The organism is Pantoea pleuroti (assembly GCF_014156615.1).
Lineage (GTDB): Bacteria > Pseudomonadota > Gammaproteobacteria > Enterobacterales > Enterobacteriaceae > Pantoea > Pantoea agglomerans.
Window position 1 is genome coordinate 126348 of record NZ_SBFD01000004.1, and the last position, 16299, is coordinate 142646.

The 16299-nt window shown below is 52.8% G+C and carries 18 protein-coding genes; 4 read left to right on the top strand and 14 right to left on the bottom strand.

Annotated features, from left to right (window positions below):
* Positions 1 to 83 precede the first annotated feature (83 nt).
* From EPG66_RS11330 to EPG66_RS11385, 12 genes are all read right to left on the bottom strand, one after another.
* Positions 84 to 983, bottom strand: a complete 900-nt coding sequence (locus tag EPG66_RS11330; protein WP_182686855.1) for an ABC transporter substrate-binding protein — start codon at positions 981 to 983, stop codon at positions 84 to 86.
* Positions 980 to 1774 carry an amino acid ABC transporter ATP-binding protein gene (locus EPG66_RS11335; RefSeq protein WP_033763548.1) on the bottom strand — a complete coding sequence of 265 codons (795 nt, stop codon included), beginning with the start codon at positions 1772 to 1774 and terminating at the stop codon, positions 980 to 982. The genes EPG66_RS11330 and EPG66_RS11335 overlap by 4 nt, the downstream gene beginning before the upstream one ends.
* A complete protein-coding gene (locus EPG66_RS11340) occupies positions 1758 to 2684 on the bottom strand; it encodes an amino acid ABC transporter permease (protein WP_031590715.1) in 927 nt (308 codons plus the stop codon). Before EPG66_RS11340 ends, EPG66_RS11335 begins: the two co-directional genes overlap by 17 nt.
* 9 nt (positions 2685 to 2693) lie before the next feature.
* Positions 2694 to 3212: a GNAT family N-acetyltransferase gene (locus tag EPG66_RS11345; RefSeq protein ID WP_031590716.1), complete on the bottom strand. Its 519-nt coding sequence runs from the start codon at positions 3210 to 3212 to the stop codon at positions 2694 to 2696.
* A gap of 10 nt (positions 3213 to 3222) precedes the next feature.
* Positions 3223 to 4164, bottom strand: coding sequence for an ABC transporter substrate-binding protein (locus EPG66_RS11350; protein ID WP_031590717.1), 942 nt, complete (start codon positions 4162 to 4164; stop codon positions 3223 to 3225).
* 11 nt (positions 4165 to 4175) lie between these two features.
* The gene (locus EPG66_RS11355) at positions 4176 to 5489 is read right to left on the bottom strand and encodes an LLM class flavin-dependent oxidoreductase (protein ID WP_083069689.1); all 1314 of its coding nucleotides are present in this window, start codon (positions 5487 to 5489) and stop codon (positions 4176 to 4178) included.
* Positions 5490 to 5533: 44 nt separating this feature from the next.
* Complete coding sequence (locus EPG66_RS11360) at positions 5534 to 6721, bottom strand: amidohydrolase (protein WP_182686857.1); 1188 nt, start codon at positions 6719 to 6721, stop codon at positions 5534 to 5536.
* A 23-nt stretch (positions 6722 to 6744) separates the two neighbouring features.
* Positions 6745 to 7743: an MsnO8 family LLM class oxidoreductase gene (locus EPG66_RS11365; RefSeq protein WP_069026755.1), complete on the bottom strand. Its 999-nt coding sequence runs from the start codon at positions 7741 to 7743 to the stop codon at positions 6745 to 6747.
* Between the two features lie 416 nt (positions 7744 to 8159).
* A complete protein-coding gene (locus tag EPG66_RS11370) occupies positions 8160 to 8735 on the bottom strand; it encodes a hypothetical protein (protein ID WP_069026756.1) in 576 nt (191 codons plus the stop codon).
* Positions 8732 to 9094, bottom strand: coding sequence for a tlde1 domain-containing protein (locus tag EPG66_RS11375; protein WP_071941147.1), 363 nt, complete (start codon positions 9092 to 9094; stop codon positions 8732 to 8734). Before EPG66_RS11375 ends, EPG66_RS11370 begins: the two co-directional genes overlap by 4 nt.
* Positions 9094 to 9582, bottom strand: a complete 489-nt coding sequence (gene tssD, locus EPG66_RS11380; protein WP_069026936.1) for a type VI secretion system tube protein TssD — start codon at positions 9580 to 9582, stop codon at positions 9094 to 9096. The genes EPG66_RS11375 and tssD overlap by 1 nt, the downstream gene beginning before the upstream one ends.
* 383 nt (positions 9583 to 9965) lie before the next feature.
* The gene (locus EPG66_RS11385) at positions 9966 to 10700 is read right to left on the bottom strand and encodes a GntR family transcriptional regulator (protein ID WP_069026757.1); all 735 of its coding nucleotides are present in this window, start codon (positions 10698 to 10700) and stop codon (positions 9966 to 9968) included.
* Positions 10701 to 11276: 576 nt separating this feature from the next.
* Between EPG66_RS11385 and EPG66_RS11390 the strand changes: the two genes are divergently transcribed.
* From EPG66_RS11390 to ulaA, 3 genes are read left to right on the top strand one after another with little or no spacing between them, the layout of a single operon-like run.
* Positions 11277 to 11726: a PTS sugar transporter subunit IIA gene (locus EPG66_RS11390; RefSeq protein WP_069026758.1), complete on the top strand. Its 450-nt coding sequence runs from the start codon at positions 11277 to 11279 to the stop codon at positions 11724 to 11726.
* A gap of 48 nt (positions 11727 to 11774) precedes the next feature.
* On the top strand, positions 11775 to 12047 hold the full coding sequence (locus tag EPG66_RS11395) for a PTS sugar transporter subunit IIB (RefSeq protein WP_003855084.1): 273 nt from the start codon (positions 11775 to 11777) through the stop codon (positions 12045 to 12047).
* A 39-nt stretch (positions 12048 to 12086) separates the two neighbouring features.
* Positions 12087 to 13460 (top strand): PTS ascorbate transporter subunit IIC, encoded by a 1374-nt coding sequence (gene ulaA, locus EPG66_RS11400; RefSeq protein ID WP_031590723.1) that lies wholly within the window; start codon positions 12087 to 12089, stop codon positions 13458 to 13460.
* A gap of 115 nt (positions 13461 to 13575) precedes the next feature.
* Here ulaA and EPG66_RS11405 read toward each other — a convergent pair whose 3' ends face one another.
* Both EPG66_RS11405 and EPG66_RS11410 read right to left on the bottom strand, forming a co-directional pair.
* Entirely contained in the window at positions 13576 to 13989 is a 414-nt protein-coding gene (locus EPG66_RS11405) for a helix-turn-helix domain-containing protein (RefSeq protein WP_182686858.1), read from the bottom strand.
* The gene (locus EPG66_RS11410; protein WP_010247063.1) at positions 13986 to 14297 is read right to left on the bottom strand and encodes a type II toxin-antitoxin system HigB family toxin; all 312 of its coding nucleotides are present in this window, start codon (positions 14295 to 14297) and stop codon (positions 13986 to 13988) included. The genes EPG66_RS11405 and EPG66_RS11410 overlap by 4 nt, the downstream gene beginning before the upstream one ends.
* 438 nt (positions 14298 to 14735) lie before the next feature.
* On the opposite strand from EPG66_RS11410, the gene EPG66_RS11415 reads away from it, so the two are divergent.
* A complete protein-coding gene (locus EPG66_RS11415; RefSeq protein WP_182686860.1) occupies positions 14736 to 16289 on the top strand; it encodes a pyridoxal phosphate-dependent decarboxylase family protein in 1554 nt (517 codons plus the stop codon).
* Positions 16290 to 16299 lie beyond the last annotated feature (10 nt).

Consider the following 16299-nt stretch of genomic DNA (forward strand, 5'->3'; position numbering starts at 1 on the left):
CGCTGGAGAGTGTAGTTCAATTCTGTGCTCATCAGGTTGAAGTGCGCAGAACCGGCCCGCCTGCTGCGGCCGGTTCTGCAGACTCAGTAAACAATACCGGGTGGATTCACCGTGGACTGAGTGATGGCTTCATCCTGTTCGCCCCAGCGTGCCAGCACCTGCTGGTACTGTCCGCCTGCGATGGTGCCATCCAGCGCAGCCTGCAGCGCGGGTGCCAGGCCATTGCCCTTTTTGGTGGTCACGGCGACCCAGGCGCGAAACGGTCCGCTGCCAACCAGCTTTGTCTGTCCGCGTGACGCCACTTTCCAGGCCGCCATCGAGTGAGGGCCAAACATCGCATCTGCCCGTCCCGACAGCAGCGTCAGCGTCGCGGAGGCATCATCGGTAAGGTAAACCGGCGTTACCGCAGGCAGACCTTTAGCCCGGTTCTGCTCATCCCAGTTCAGTAAAATACGCTCCTGATTGGTGCCCGAGGCGACGATAATCCGCTTACCGGCAATATCCGCCGGACTATTAATTTTGCTGATATTACTGTCGCTTTTCACCGCAAAAGCATGGTTGTCGGCGCGATACGTCGCAAAATCGAACTTCTTCTTACGCTCTTCGGTCACGGCAATATTGAACATCGCAACATCATAGCGCCCGGCGCTGATGCCCAGTGGCCAGTCCTCCCAGGAAGCCGGAACCAGCCTGAGTTTCAGGCCCAGGCTATCAGCAAGGAGTCTGGCGATATCGGGATCGCTGCCGATCCGCGTGACGTTGTCAGACGCCAGCAGCGACAGCGGCGGCGAGTTGGTCGCCGAGGTGGCGACCGTCAGGGTGCCCGGTTCGATAAAGCGGTAATTGGCCGGAATTTTACCGATAGCCTGCGGATTGGCCGGTGCATGAATCGGCGTCTCGTTGTGCAGGACATCGAGCTTCTCAGCCGCAGAACAGGCCAGCGCCGGAAGCAGCGTCAGAACCATTAACGTTAATGCCCTCATAACACGCGCGCCAGAAACCGTCGTGTGCGCTCATGACGCGGATTATTGAGCACCTGGGTGGTGCTGCCCTGCTCTACAATCCGGCCATCCACCATAAAGACCACGCTGTCCGCCACTTCACGGGCAAAGCCGATCTCGTGTGTCACAATCACCAGCGTGGTGCCGGAACGCGCCAGCTTTTTAATCACATCCAGCACTTCGCCCACCAGTTCCGGGTCCAGCGCCGAGGTCGGCTCATCAAACAGCATGACCCGTGGATTGAGCATCAGCGCACGCGCAATCGCGATGCGCTGCTGCTGCCCGCCCGACAGGTGACGCGGCCACGCATCGGCTTTATGCCGCAGCCCTACAATATCCAGCAGTTCGCCCGCACGCTGTATCGCTTCCGGTTTCGTTAACTGACGATGGGCAATCGGCGCTTCAATCAGGTTATCCAGCACGCTGAGGTGTGGGAACAGATTGAAGTTCTGGAACACGTAGCCGACGTTGATGCGCTGGCGCAGAATCGCCTTCTCTTTCAGTTCATACAGCTTATTGCCGCGCTGCTGATAGCCGATGTAGTCGCCATCAATCTGAATAAATCCTTCGTCGACCCGCTCCAGATGATTGATGGTACGCAGCAGCGTGGATTTACCGGAGCCGGACGGCCCGAGGATCACCGTGACGGACCCCGGTGCCAGTGACAGCGATACATCATCCAGCGCTTTATGTTTACCAAATCGTTTACTGACGCCGGTGATGCTGATGGCACCGGTAGTGTGTGAGGTGCGGTAATCAATGGCTTCGGACATGGCTGATCTCCTCGGTCGGATGAAGTGGCGTGGCGCGGTTGCGCCATTGTCGCCAGCGCGACGGTTGCGGTTCACGGGTGACGCTGCGGGCCATCCAGCGTTCGGCGTTGTACTGAATCACGGACAACACGGTGGTGATAATCAGATACCAGGCGGCACCAACCATCAGCAGTGGGATTACTTCCTGATTGCGGTTGTAGATCATCTGGATGGTGTAGAACAGCTCCGGCATCGCCAGCACATAAACCACGGATGTGCCTTTCGCCAGACTGATGATCTCGTTGAACGCGGTGGGAATAATGGCGCGCAGCGCCTGCGGCAGAATGATGCGGAAGGTGCGGCGTGTGGCGGAGAGACCCAGCGCGGACGCGGCTTCCACCTGACCGTGATCGACGCCGAGTATCCCGCCGCGAATAATTTCTGCGCTGTAGGCCGCCTGCACCAGCGTCAGACCGATAACGGCTGCCTGAAACTGCCCCAGCACGTTAATCGTCTGATACGCCCCCCAGGAGAGTCCGGTAAACGGAATGCCGACAGACAGGGTGTCGTAGAGATAGGAGAAGTTATAAAGAATGATCAGCACCACAATCAGCGGCAGTGACCTGAACAGCCAGATATAACCCCATGCCAGCGTGCTCAGCAGCCACGATGAGGAGAGACGTGCCAGCGCCAGCAGACCGCCCAGAAACAGACTGAATATCGTACCCAGCAGCGTCAGTAGCAGCGTCTGACCCAGACCGTGCAGGATCACCGGATCAAAGAACCAGCGGGCAAACACGCTCCATTCCCAGCGCGGATTAAAGGCCACTGACTGCACCACGCCTGCCAGAATAAACAGCGCAACGATAGCGCCTGCGGTGCGTGCCGGGTAGCGTGCCGGCACCACCTGCAGATGTTGATGTTTGCTCATGGTCACTCCTTAACTTGCCGCAGCAACGTTATAGACGCCGATCACTTTGATAAAACGCAGTCGCCCGTCGTGCGGCGGCTGGCCGTAACGCTCCAGATCCCCGCTGAGATCAAACTGTGGCTGATAGCCGTGACCGGTATAGAGCCGCACCGCCTCCGGCTGACGGAAGCCGGTGGTAAGGAACAGCCGCTGATAACCCGCCTGTAAGGCGCGACGCTCCAGCTCCTGTAACACCACCAGCGCCAGTCCCTGACGACGCAGATCGCTGCGGGTCCAGATGCGCTTCAGCTCGGCGGTCTGCGGGTCATAGGGTTTGTAAGCGCCCATCGCGATGATCTCTCCGTCACGCTCCAGCACGATAAACAGCCCCTGCGGCGGCAGATACCATTCGGTCAGCTCCTGCTCCTGCTCATTACGACGGGAAAAATAGTCGCCATAGCGTGCGGAATATTCGCCAAACAGGCCGCCCAGGATCGGTTGCAACTCCGGCGCGTCGGGTGAAACTTCGCGAAAAGTCGATTCACTCATGGTCAGCTCCTTAGTCGCCCAGCCCGGCGGGATTGATTTCAGAACGATCGATCTTCTCAACGCCTTCACCCCAGCGGTTCAGCACCTTCTGATAGTCACCGTTGCCGATCACGCCGTTCAGCGCGGTGCTGATCGGTTCCGCCAGACCGCTGCCTTTCTTCACGGTAACGGCAATGTGCGCCGCTTTGGGCCAGCCGCCATCGACGCTGCCGACCAGACGGGTTTTACCGGTCAGTGCCGCTTTCCAGGCACCAATCACATTGGGACCAAAGTAGGCATCAGCCCTGCCTGCCTGCAGCGCCAGCGTCTGTGCGGCATCATCTTTGGTATAAACCGGCGTGAAGGCTTTCAGGCCTTTAGCCTGATTCTCTTTATCCCACGCCAGCAGAATCGCCTCCTGATTGGTGCCGGATCCCACAATGATCCTCAGCCCGGCAATGTCTTCTGCTTTGGTCAGTGACTTTATCGGGCTGCTGGTTTTGACATAAAAGCCCAGTGAATCTTTGCGATAGGTAGCGAAGTCAAACTTCTCTTTACGATCTTTGGTCACGGTAATATTGGAGATCGCCGCGTCATACTTGCCCGAGGCCACGCCCAGCGGCCAGTCTTCCCAGGACGCTGGCACCACGTTGAGTTTTAATCCCAGGCTGTCAGCCACCAGCCGGGCAATATCCACTTCACTGCCAAGCAGCGTTTTGTTGTCATCGGAAAACACCGTTAACGGCGGGGAGTTCAGCGCGGCGACCGCCACGGTAAAGGAACCCGGCACCACAAAATGGTGACCCGCAGGCAGTTGCGCGATCGCCTCCGGATTCTTCACGGTATTGATCGGCGCTTTGTTAGCTTCAAGGCTGACGCGCTGGCCGTTATAGGAGACGCTGGTATCTTCAGCCAGCGCATGGCTACTGGCCGCCAGAATAAGCAGGGCGATAAGACGCGATGTTTTGTTCATGGCTTGTGCTCTTATTGTGAGGTGAACTGATTAACGGGTTGTTTCAGGGCGAAGCTGTCACGTAGCGTGCTGCCGGGATAGTCGCGGCGCGTCAGGCCGCGAGCCTGCAGAATCGGCACTACGCGGTCGACAAAACGTTCAAAGGTATCGGGCGTGCCGCCGTTAATGATGAAGCCGTCAGTGGCGTGGGTTTCAAACCAGAGCTGCAGGCCATCCGCCACCTCTTCCGGCGTGCCGTGAAACAGCGGGCGTGGCGTTGCCGCTTCCAGTGCGGCCTGGCGCAGGGTATGCCCATGCTGCTGTGCTTTGCGTTTGATCTCGTCGGTGGTGCTGCGGAAGCTGTTCTGACCGATGTCACCGATATCCGGGAACGGCTGATCCAGCGGATACTGAGAGAAGTCGTGATGGTCGAAGAAACGCCCCAGGTAGTTAAGCGCATCGGTAATCGACACCAGCGCCGCCGTGGTCTGATACTGGCGCTCCACGTCCTCTGCATCATCGCCAACAATCACGCTGACACCCTGGAAGATGTGCAAATCTTCTGGCTGACGGCCATTCGCCACCAGCTGCTGTTTCACATCCTGGTAAAATGCCTGCGCCTCTTCACGCGTCGGCTGATGGGTGAAGATGGCGTCAGCATGACGCGCCGCCAGTTTTTTACCGTCGTCGGACGCGCCCGCCTGGAAGATAATCGGACGACCCTGCGGCGTGCGGGCGATGTTCAGCGGCCCCTGCACCTGGAAGAAATCACCGTGATGATCGAGCGTGTGCAGCTTCGCCGGATCGAAAAATTGTCCGCTCGCCTTATCACGGACAAAAGCATCCTGCTCCCACGAATCCCACAATCCTTTCACCACCTGCAGATACTCATCGGCAATGCGGTAACGCAATGCGTGCTCCGGGTGCTGCTGGCGTGAGAAATTTTTGGCCGAGCCTTCCAGCGGTGACGTCACCACGTTCCAGCCTGCACGCCCGCCGCTGAGATGATCAAGGCTGGCAAACTGACGCGCCACGGTGAACGGCTCGCTGTAAGAGGTCGATACCGTGCCAACCAGCCCCAGATGTTCAGTGACCCCCGCCAGCGCCGAGAGCAGCGTCAGTGGCTCAAAGCGATTCAGAAAGTGCGGGATCGACTTTTCGTTAATAAACAACCCGTCGGCGACAAACAGAAAATCGAGTTTGCCCTGCTCCGCCTTGCGGGCGATTTTTTTGGCGTAATCCAGATTAATACTGGCATCGGCCTGCGCCGCCGGATGGCGCCATGCGGACATGTTTCCCGATGCGCCATGCAGAATGGTACCCAGCCGAAGTTGTCTTGTGGTCATGATGCTCTCTCTTTTTTAGTCGTAGCGATGCCCGACGACGGTGGTCAGAACCGTCGTGATTTAGAGGGTTGCAGATGAATTCGGTTCAGAATGGCTTCCCGACATCGCGCATTAAGATGTTGCAGCGCCTGGCGAGCCAGTTGGGCGAAGTAGTCGGCGGCGGGCGCAATAAGCGCCTCATCCGGGGTAAAGCTGGCATGGTGCAGACCAAAGTCACTGGCGCTGCCGATGCTGACAAACGCCCCCGGCACCTGTTGCAGATAGAAGGCAAAATCCTCACCCAGCAGATGGAGATCGGCGGTCTGCACCCGATAGCCCCCCTGCTGCGCCACTTCGCTGCTGAAGGTCGCCCAGTGCGCATCGTTGATCAGCACTGGCGGACCAGGATGCCAGCTCAGGGTTGCCTGTGCGCCATTGGCTGCGGCGAAGTGCTCAACCAGCGTGCGCACCCGCTGTTCCAGTTCGGCGCGCACCTGTAAATCGTGGGTTCGGGCCGTGCCGCCAAACTCAACGCCGCCGGGTAATACATTCCAGCTTTTGCCACCGTCGATGCGGGTAATGCTCAGTACCAGACTGTCCAGGGCGTTGAAACTGCGGCTGGTGAGCCCCTGTAACGCCTGGATAATCTGGCTGGCCGTCACAATGCTGTCGACACCCTGCTCCGGATACGCGGCATGTGCGCCTTTGCCGGTGACGCGGATAATAAATTTGTCAGCGTTGGCGTAGAACGCCCCGCTGCGGGTGGCAAAGGTGCCGACGGGCAGCGAAGGCTCGTTGTGCATCCCGAAGATAGCCTGCACCTCATCCAGTATCCCCGCCTCAATAAACTGACGCGCACCGCGCGCTATCTCTTCAGCGGGCTGGAACAGGATGCGCACCCGGCCAGGTAATAGATCGGGCTGTGCGTTGAGCGTTAACGCTGCGCCCAGCATGACCGCACTGTGCAGGTCGTGGCCGCAGGCGTGCATCACGCCAGGGTGGCGGGAGTGAAAACGCACCCCGCTCGCCTCATGGATCGGCAGGGCATCGATGTCGGCGCGCAGCGCGATCACCGTCTCTCCGCTGCCAATTTCTGCCACCAGGCCAGTTTCCAGTGGATAGTCCAGCAGCCGGATACCCGCCGCCTGCAGCCAGCCCCGCAGTCGCGCGGTGGTGGCGAACTCCTGACCCGACAGCTCCGGCCAGGTGTGCAGTTCGCGTCGCCATTCAATCAGTTGTGACTCAGGGTTCATGATGACTCTCCACTGACGGGGATTCAGGCTGCGACCAGATGATGCGTGGCCAGCAGTTCAAGTGACTGCAGACGTGCAACCGGCTCAGTAATCGGCGTGTCGATAACAAACTCATCAATGTCAAAATTATGATGCAGCGCGTCCAGCTGGGCATGAACCTGCGCCGCGGTGCCTTTCAGAAGTGACGGCGTGCGCGGCTCAATCTGATAATCGCGGTATCCGCCCTGACGCACATAGCGCTCCGCCTGCTCAAGGCTGGCGACGTTGACGCTCGGGCCATCTTTCACCGCTACATGGTAGTGACGAAGGTTGGCTACAAGCAGGTCAGCTCCGGCGGGTGAGTCGGCTACCACCACCTGTACTGCCACCAGTGCGCGCTGACCCTGGCTCAGGCGGGAGTAGGTACTCAGCGCATGCTCCAGCAACTTGCGGTCACCATTGAGGTGAGCGGCAAAGACAAACTGCCAGCCCAGACTGGCGGCCAGCCGGGCGCTCTCTTCACTGGCACCCAGCAGAAAACGGTTCGCCGGGCGTGACGGCAGTGGCGTGGCGGCTAAATCCTCATCGTCAGGATCAGCCTGACCGGGCTTGAGCCAGCTATCCAGCAGTTGAAGCTGTTCGGCAAAGCTCCCTTTTTTAGCGGCATCAATGCCCTGTTGCAGCGCATGGGTGGAGAGTGGAAGCCCGCCCGGCGCTTTGCCCACGCCGAGGTCAATGCGGCCCGGCGCCAGCGAAGCGAGCAGATTAAAGTTCTCTGCCACTTTATAAGGGCTGTAGTGCTGCAACATCACCCCGCCCGATCCGACGCGAATATGTCGGGTCTGGGCAATGATCCAGGCAATCAATACCTCAGGTGAAGGACTGGCCAGCTGCGCGGTGTTGTGATGTTCCGCCAGCCAGAAGCGGTGATAACCCCACTCCTCTGCCCGCTGCGCCATCTGCAGCGTGCGCTGCAGCGCCGCGGTGGGTGATTCACCCTGCAGCACGGGCGCTTTATCTAACAGACTTAATCGATATGCCATTCACCTGGTCCTTGTTTATTCCGGTTGCAGACCAGTGTGCTGTGCAGTCGATCATTGGTAAAACATCATATTGTTTTATGCATTATTGATTTCGTCATAATGGAGAACAGTGAGAAGTGAAAGGCGGCAAACGGGCTATGAAACAGGGAATCAGGCAGATATTTTGCGTATAACGCTATTCGTTGCCTGATATTCAGGTGAGTAAAATCGGTGAACTGGCAAAGGATTGCAGAAAATCGTCTTACGTATGGAGAGATGACAGTTGTTGTTAGCCGCGACTGCTGGAATTTCATTCATCAGGGATTGAGCATTACTGAGTCGACTCTTAACGGGGCAGAAAAATGAGGCAGGCAAATAAGTCTTGTAAGCATTCGTACAAGTCAGAGGCTACACAGCATGTAGCCTCCGGAATATTGTTAACTGGCCGTAACCTGGCTGATCATTACGCCCTTGATTGTGCTGTTTTCACGATAATATTGAAGGCAATTCAACTGAGTAAATTCTCCGTATCGACGTGAATCATTGCAATATTGGTTAATTTTCCCTTCTGGCTTACTGGAAAACGTCGAGAACAGAGTGTCTGAAGATGCGTTGAGTAAAGGGATGCCTGTAACAGAGACATTCAAATACCCGTTATATTCAGAACACTCTTTTTTCGTTCCCTCACTCGCAATGGATATCGTCGTTAAGTCTCCCTGCCCCATCTCATTATCCGAAATAAACCAGAAGTTTACATTTCTGGATGTCAGGCAGAGCCACGATGCCTGATTATCCTGGTTAACCACCGCTCCGGTCTGTTTTGCAATGTCTTCAAGGCGGCTAAACTCCATTGCAAAAAGCCTGTCACCAATGATTACTTCGGGAACTAAGTCTTTGCGTGTGTCGTGATAAGTGACGGATGATTTGTCATCATAATAACTGGCGCCGAAGCCAGTCATCTGAGTAGCCATCACAGCAGGAGAAAATATTGTAATGATAAGAAGTGATTTCATTTAACATTTAACTCCCTGTCACCACTTGCCCATATGCTTTTTCGTACACTGAGTGAAGCGATTATACAACCTTCAGATGAATCCAGTGGATGCTTCTTGCTTGCTCCATGAATGCGAAACGCAGAGCGGCCACACATGGCATTGCTCAGAGCGGGTGTGAGGTCGAGAGTATATTTTCCGGTATGAACTGAATTATGCGGAGAACCAATGGTATAACTGCCCCTGGGTAGTGGGCCTTTGCTGCTTACGCATTCCTGAGAAAAATCATTCTTATAACCTGTCGCCCCGGCATAATCTGCGGTGTATGTTTCACCATTGCGGCTGAAGGTGTGTGTTGTGACATCATATTCCCATGCCATTATCCATTCCTCTCGTTCCATGAATCAGAATAAATGACATTACCGTCCAGATAATGCCATGTAATTTTTTTATAGGAAAAATCAATAAACTCAGCATGATTGTGCCTGGCCCACTGGTGTTTTTTAACATCCATCATCAGGGAATCTACTTCTGTAACCTTAATGTTCTCAAGGCTGGTTCTAAAATACTCCTCCTCCTGTCCGTTACTATTTATTCTATAGAATTTAAATACTGCTGACTTTAATGTCTGCCCCGTAGACAGGGCTTTGTAAAGCCAGGGAGAAGAACTATCAATTTCTTTCATAAATGAGAATGAACTATGTAAGCATTTTGCAGTGATTTTTCCGGTTAAAGTATCTGTGGGTAGTTCAATAGAGTGCATTAGTTCGCTAACTTCTATACTTCCCTCTCTGCCTCTTACATCAACGCTTCCTTTTATGGTCTTACCATTATCATCCATAAGCCATAGGTAAACTGGAATAGCCATTACAAACTCCCTTTTATTATCAGGCAGTGTAATAATCATCTGTTATATCTTTTTAGCAAGAGAGTATTGGAAGGGTTTTTGATATTAATCAAGTGATGGCATTTCTTTGGGTTTTTAGCGAAAAAACAAGTTAAGCCATCAAGTAATTACTCATGTACATTAAAATCATAATGATATTGAACAACTTTATTTTAGATGAAAGATCATTTTGTCTGATGGTACCGAGAGCGGCTGATTAAAGCATGCTGCCTGGCACACTTGCTTACATGCCAAAGCGCAAACTCCATCCCGGAGTCAGCTGATTCAGGATCGCTTGCCTGTCGATGTCTGCGCAAAGTAATAGCGTTGATATCCGTAAAAACAGGTGTCCAAAGCGTATTTTTCTAAGGCCGTTGCGAATTTTGTTTCAACGGGAAAAATCGGGTGTTGATAAGCGCCACATTCACTTCACAGGGAACGCCGTCGTCGAGATAAACGGTTTCATTAAGCTGAATGACAGCATCCCCTTCTGCTAAATTAAGCAGAGTAAGCGACTGTGTATCCGTAAGATTGACGGCCGTTAAATGCTGGTCCCTTAGCTGCACTTTCTTACCGGTAACTTCTTCAATGTAGGCATATTTTGACAGTTCCAGCTTGCTGAACTCCATGCTGCTAAACATATTAACCGGCAGGTGAATATGTTCCAGAGCTACCGGGATGTCATCGAAACACATCAGGCGTAAAATTTTATAGATCTGATCGCTGTTTTTAATACGCAGCACCTGAGCGATATCAGCAGAAGGAACCTTGATTATGCTGACCGATATGATTTTTCTTACACCTTTATGGCCATTTCTTTGAGCCTGGTAATCAAAAGGTGAAAGCACATGATATCGGTTCGCCTGGCTACTCATCTCCGTGGAACCGACAAAAATACCCGACCCTTTAACCCGGTAAATTCTCTGCTGCTCCACCAGAATGCGTGTGGCTTCACGCACCGTTGCGCGAGTAATGCCGATGCTTTTGGCAATTGATATTTCGGTATCCAGTTTCTCTCCGGGTCGAAGGCCATCATCCTTAATTTTATTGAGGATGTAATTAACAACCTCTTTTTGTTTTTCAGTAATGCCATCAACCATTGGCTTTCTTCCCGTTTGAGTGAAGGACAGACTCCCTCTAATCCGTGTCAGTACAGTTCTGCCTGACATTGCCGGATGAGTACCACTTCCGCTAGCTGAATATGTGATCAACTTATCAAATTGGCACTGATGTTAAGCCTGATAAGCAATATTTTAACTTTACATGTTGTGTCCGTACACCTCGAAGGACATCATCAGGATGACTAGACACCTTTAACATGTACAGATGTGATGAACGTTGTGAAATATAACCCCATCTGAACAATGAGAAAATATTTTTTTAATAACCACATGAAAATAATGAATTTTAAGGATATTACGTCGTTTTACTACATTCGATTTTTGTGTCGATCTGCTGACAGAACGTTTATCTAAAAAAGTGATAACGGGGGTTTTCAGGGAAACTGACTGTACATACTCAGGAATTTATGAAAAATCGGAATGCACAACAGACCCTGTTCCGGTTGAGAAAGTTTTATATGAGATGGGTTATGCGCAACCGGGAGCGAACGAACGCCACACGGTTTATGCGTTTAGTTAAATTTTATTGCGCATTTAAACAGGAGGAGTAAGACGATGTCACACCTGGCTAAGTGGTTAGATAACGAGAAAATCCAGTATGTTGAAAGCGTGACTGACTGGCAGGAAGCGTTAGTTATTGCAGGACGTCCTCTGCTTAGTGAGGGCGCAATATCGCAAGATTATATTGATGCGATTATTCAGCAAAAAGAGGAGATCGGTCCCTTTTTTGTCATCGCGCCGCAGATTGCCATGCCCCACGCTCGCCCGGAACAAGGCGCACACAAACTGGGGTTGTCGATTGTGCTGCTGGGTACAGCAGTGAAGTTTGACTCCGAAGAGAACGACCCGGTGAAGGCCATTTTCATGTTTGCTGCACCGGACAGTAATAGCCATATCGAAATGATCTCCCAGCTGGCGGAAGTGCTGTCCGATGAAGAGATCATGGCGCAGATATTCAATGCGAGCAGCAAAGAAGCGCTCATGACGATTTTATCAGGCGTTTAGTCTGCCCGTTGAAACCCGAATTTTAATCATTAATTAATGAGGTTTGATATGAAAATTATGGCGGTATGTGGTTCAGGTTTAGGCAGCAGCTTCATGATGGAAATGAACATCAAGAAAGTGCTTAAAACAATCGGTGTTGAAGCTGAAGTGGAACATTCGGATCTCGGCTCTGTCACCCCCGATGTGGCGGATGTTTTTGTTATGGCCAAAGACATTGCCTATAGCGCAAACCTTCCTGAACAGAAGGTCATCATCATCAATAACATCATTGACCTGAAAGAAGTGGAGCAGAAAATACGCGAGTATTTTGAGAAAAACTGACGCTGATAATTAGATAAACACCTTACCCTCGAGGTTAATATGTTTACTCAAAATCTTTTGCAGTTCGTCGTCGATGTGCTGAAAGTGCCCTCTATATTAGTCGGACTGGTGGCATTTTTCGGACTGATTGCGCAGAAGAAGCCGTTTCCTGATGTTATCAAGGGCACGGTAAAAACTATTCTGGGCTTCCTGGTACTGGCAGGTGGCGCGACTGTTCTGGTCGGTTCACTGACGCCACTGGGTGACATTTTCAAACATGCGTTTGATGTTCAGGGCATCATTCCTAATAACGAAGCGATGGTCTCTATCGCTCTGGCAAAATATGGTGCGCCTACCACGATGATCATGGCCTTCGGCATGGTCGCCAACATCGTTGTCGCCCGCTTCACCCGACTGAAATATATCTATCTGTCAGGGCATGTGACGTTCTATATGGCCTGTATGATCGCGATTATTTTATCGGTTGCTGGTTTTGAAGGTATTCAGCTTATTTACACCGGGTCACTGCTGTTGGGCATTCTGATGGCCACCTTCCCGGCAATCGCTCAGCCCTATATGCGTAAGATCATTGGTGGCGACCATGTCGCGCTGGCGCATACCGGGACAATTGGCTATGTCTTATCAGGCTGGATCGGCTCTTTGGCAGGCAAAGGATCTAAATCTACCGAAGAGATGAACATGCCAAAAAACCTCAGTTTTTTGCGCGACAGTACCATCTCGATCTCTCTGACGATGATGATTATCTACTTAATCCTGTCGGTGTCTGCCGGTAAAGAATATGTAGAGGCTAATTTCAGCAATGGTCAGAACTACCTGGTTTACTCCTTTATCCAGGCCATTACCTTTGCGGCGGGCGTCTTTATCATTCTGCAGGGTGTGCGCTTAATCCTGGCTGAAATTGTCCCTGCCTTTACCGGCTTTTCAGAAAAACTGGTTCCGGAAGCCAGACCGGCGCTGGATTGCCCGATTGTCTTCCCCTACGCCCCGAATGCGGTGCTGGTTGGCTTTATCTCCAGCTTTGTCGGGGGCCTGGTGGGGCTGTTTGTTCTCGGTCAGCTGCATTGGGTATTAATTCTGCCGGGTGTGGTTCCTCACTTCTTCTGTGGCGCTACGGCTGGCGTGTTTGGTAATGCGACCGGCGGCAAGCGTGGGGCGATTTGCGGTGCCTTTGCTCATGGCCTTTTAATTACCTTCCTGCCTGTCGCCCTGCTGCCGGTACTCGGACAGATAGGGCTGACCAACACCACCTTCTCGGATACCGACTTCGGCGTCACCGGCATCCTGCTGGGTAATATGGCTCACTTTATGGATAAGGGAACCATCACCATGATTATCACCGGCATTTTTGGCTTGTTAGTGATTTATAACTTTACGGCTAAAAAGAAGGCGCCTGTAGAAACGAATGCAGGGTAATAGTAACGCTTAATGGCAACCAGAAAGGGCAATGAGCGCTTTCTGGTTGTTTGCGGAATACCTTCATCATTCAATTTCCAGAAAAACAACCGCACTCATATAAGTTCAGGCTCAGTTATTCAGCGAACGCTTCAAACGGCAGGTTAAAACGCGCTGCCAGTCGGGCTTTATGTTTATCCGTCAGGGGGCGATCACCACGCAGGATACGACTGACATAAGAGCGCTGCCCTATTTCATCCGCAAAAGAGGATTGAGTCAGGCCGTGCTGATCCATGATGACCCGCAAAAGTGCCACTCCGCGCGGCATAGCATCAGTACGCGCGTTAAACGCAGCAAACTCAGGGGCGCTGTTTTCGTATCGGGCGACCTTATCAGACAGTATCTCTACTAACGGGCAGTCCGGCTGGTGCTCAACCAGATATTCAACCAGTTCCAGCGCCTGCTCGTAGTCCCTTTTATCGGTACTGCCTCCCAGAAAGGGAACAATTCTGACCAGGTCATTGGTCGCCTGGATTGCTTCGGTAATCATTCTTTACTCTCCCGGTACTTCTTCACCAGCTTGTCATATTCCGCATGCGTCACGATGTGCTTGATAAAAATTTTGCCTCGATCAAAGTCAGCATAGAACATGATCCTCAGGCTGTTTCCGCCCACATCGATTACCCACCACTTTTCCCGGTACTTCATGCGGTCAAGGCTCTGAAAGCGAATTTTCAGCGCATCTGGCGTGGCAAAGTTTTCGTCCCTGAGGACCAGATAAGCCGCATCCAGTGCGGAAGCATGATTTGGATAAATTATTGCCGCTTCCCTGAACGGCCCTCTTGAGATGATATGCATTTTTCTCTCAAACTTTCCATGTTGGAAACATTCTAACCCACGAAGCTAATGTTTCCAACATGGAACACACACAGATGAGTCCTTAATGAATTGCTGGCACTAACCCTCGTAAAAAAGGACTATTCCGATCGATAAAAGTGATCAACATCACATTTTCAACATTAGACATACTAATAAATAAAATTTAACAACAAAACAATTGAATGATAATGATTAACATTTACACTCTCATCCGCATATAACAAAGCGTTTAACGCTGCCAAATCCACAAATAATATGCGGTATTTACTCTTTTTGAGGTGAAAACTCTAATCCATTTAATGGTCAGGGTTTTTATCTGGTTAGTTAGTTTTATGTTTACTGGAGTTGTTGAGCGGACATCCAACGCTGCTGACCTTACGTCGGCAGGTCACTGGAATTAACGCACAGGAACTGAACATGCTTTTACGCTCATCCACTCAGGCGGCACAGGATCTCGCGCCAGCATCCAACGCCAGCGGTGCCGAAACGGCTATTTTTAACGATCAGCAACTGGCGGCCTGGTCGCAGCAGACTCAGGAGGTGCTGGCGCTGATGACCCGTACCGTTACCGGCGTTGAGAAGCCTTTCAGCGGTATCCTGCCCCATGAACTGGCGACGGAATTCAGTGAGGTCGACCTCGATCGTCCGCTGGGTAATAACGATGACGCCCTGACAGAGCTGAGCCAGCTCTATCTGCGTGACGCCGTCTGGTTTCACCACCCTAAATACCTGGCGCACCTGAACTGCCCGGTCGTGCTGCCCTCTCTGATGGCTGAGCAGATTATGGCGGCGGTGAATAGCTCGGTCGACACCTGGGATCAGAGCGCAGGCGGTACGCTGATTGAGCAGAAGGTGATCGACTGGACGCTTGGCCGCATCGGTCTGCCTGTCGGATCTGATGGGATCTTCACCAGCGGCGGCACCCAATCCAACCTGATGGCAATGCTGCTGGCGCGTGATAGCTGGTGCGCAGCACATCATCCGGGGCATCTGATTAAGCATCGCGGCCTGCCTGAGACCGCGTCGAAATGGCGGGTATTTACCTCGAAACTCAGCCACTTCAGCATCCAGAAATCGATGGCGATTTTAGGGCTGGGCTATGACGCAGTTATCGCCGTTGATCACGACGCCCACTACCGTATGGACGCAGCGTGCCTGGCTGAGGAGATCGAGAAATGTCGCAGTGAAGGACTGATCCCGATTGCTGTGGTTGCCACCAGCGGCACCACGGACTTTGGCAGCATCGATCCGCTGCCGGAGATCGCCCGTCTCTGTGACGATTATGGTTTGTGGATGCATGTTGACGCCGCCTACGGCTGTGGGCTGCTGGTCTCAGAGAATCATCGCTCACGCCTGAATGGCATTGAACGGGCTGATTCCGTCACCGTCGATTATCACAAATCTTTCTTCCAGACCGTCAGCTGCGGTGCATTCTTTGTGCGGGACAGCCACAACCTGAAGCATGTCACGCACCATGCAGATTACCTGAATCCGCTCAGCGCCCAGCAGGAAGGCACACCGAATCTGGTCAACAAAAGCATTCAGACCACCCGCCGATTTGATGCGCTAAAAATGTGGCTGACCCTGCGCGTGATGGGTCCGGCGGCGCTGGGTGACGCTTTCGATACGCTGATAGAGCTGACACAGGCGGCTCATGAGCGGTTAACTGCGCATCCTGCTATCGAAGTGCTGCACGCGCCTGAGCTGACCACCCAGATTTTCCGCTACGTGCCCGGCAAAAACGCCAGCGACGCACAGATCGACGAAATCAACGCCGCTATCCGTAAAGCGCTCTTCCGCTCCGGCAACGCAGTGATTGCCGGAACCAAAGTCGATGGGCGTCAGTACCTGAAATTCACCCTGTTAAATCCCACCACGACCATCGCCGACATCGAAGATGTGCTGAGCCTGATCGCGCACTATGGCCGCGAGCAGGTACGTGCGTCTGCGCTGAACGCGGCGAAACAGTGAGAGCTCTGAA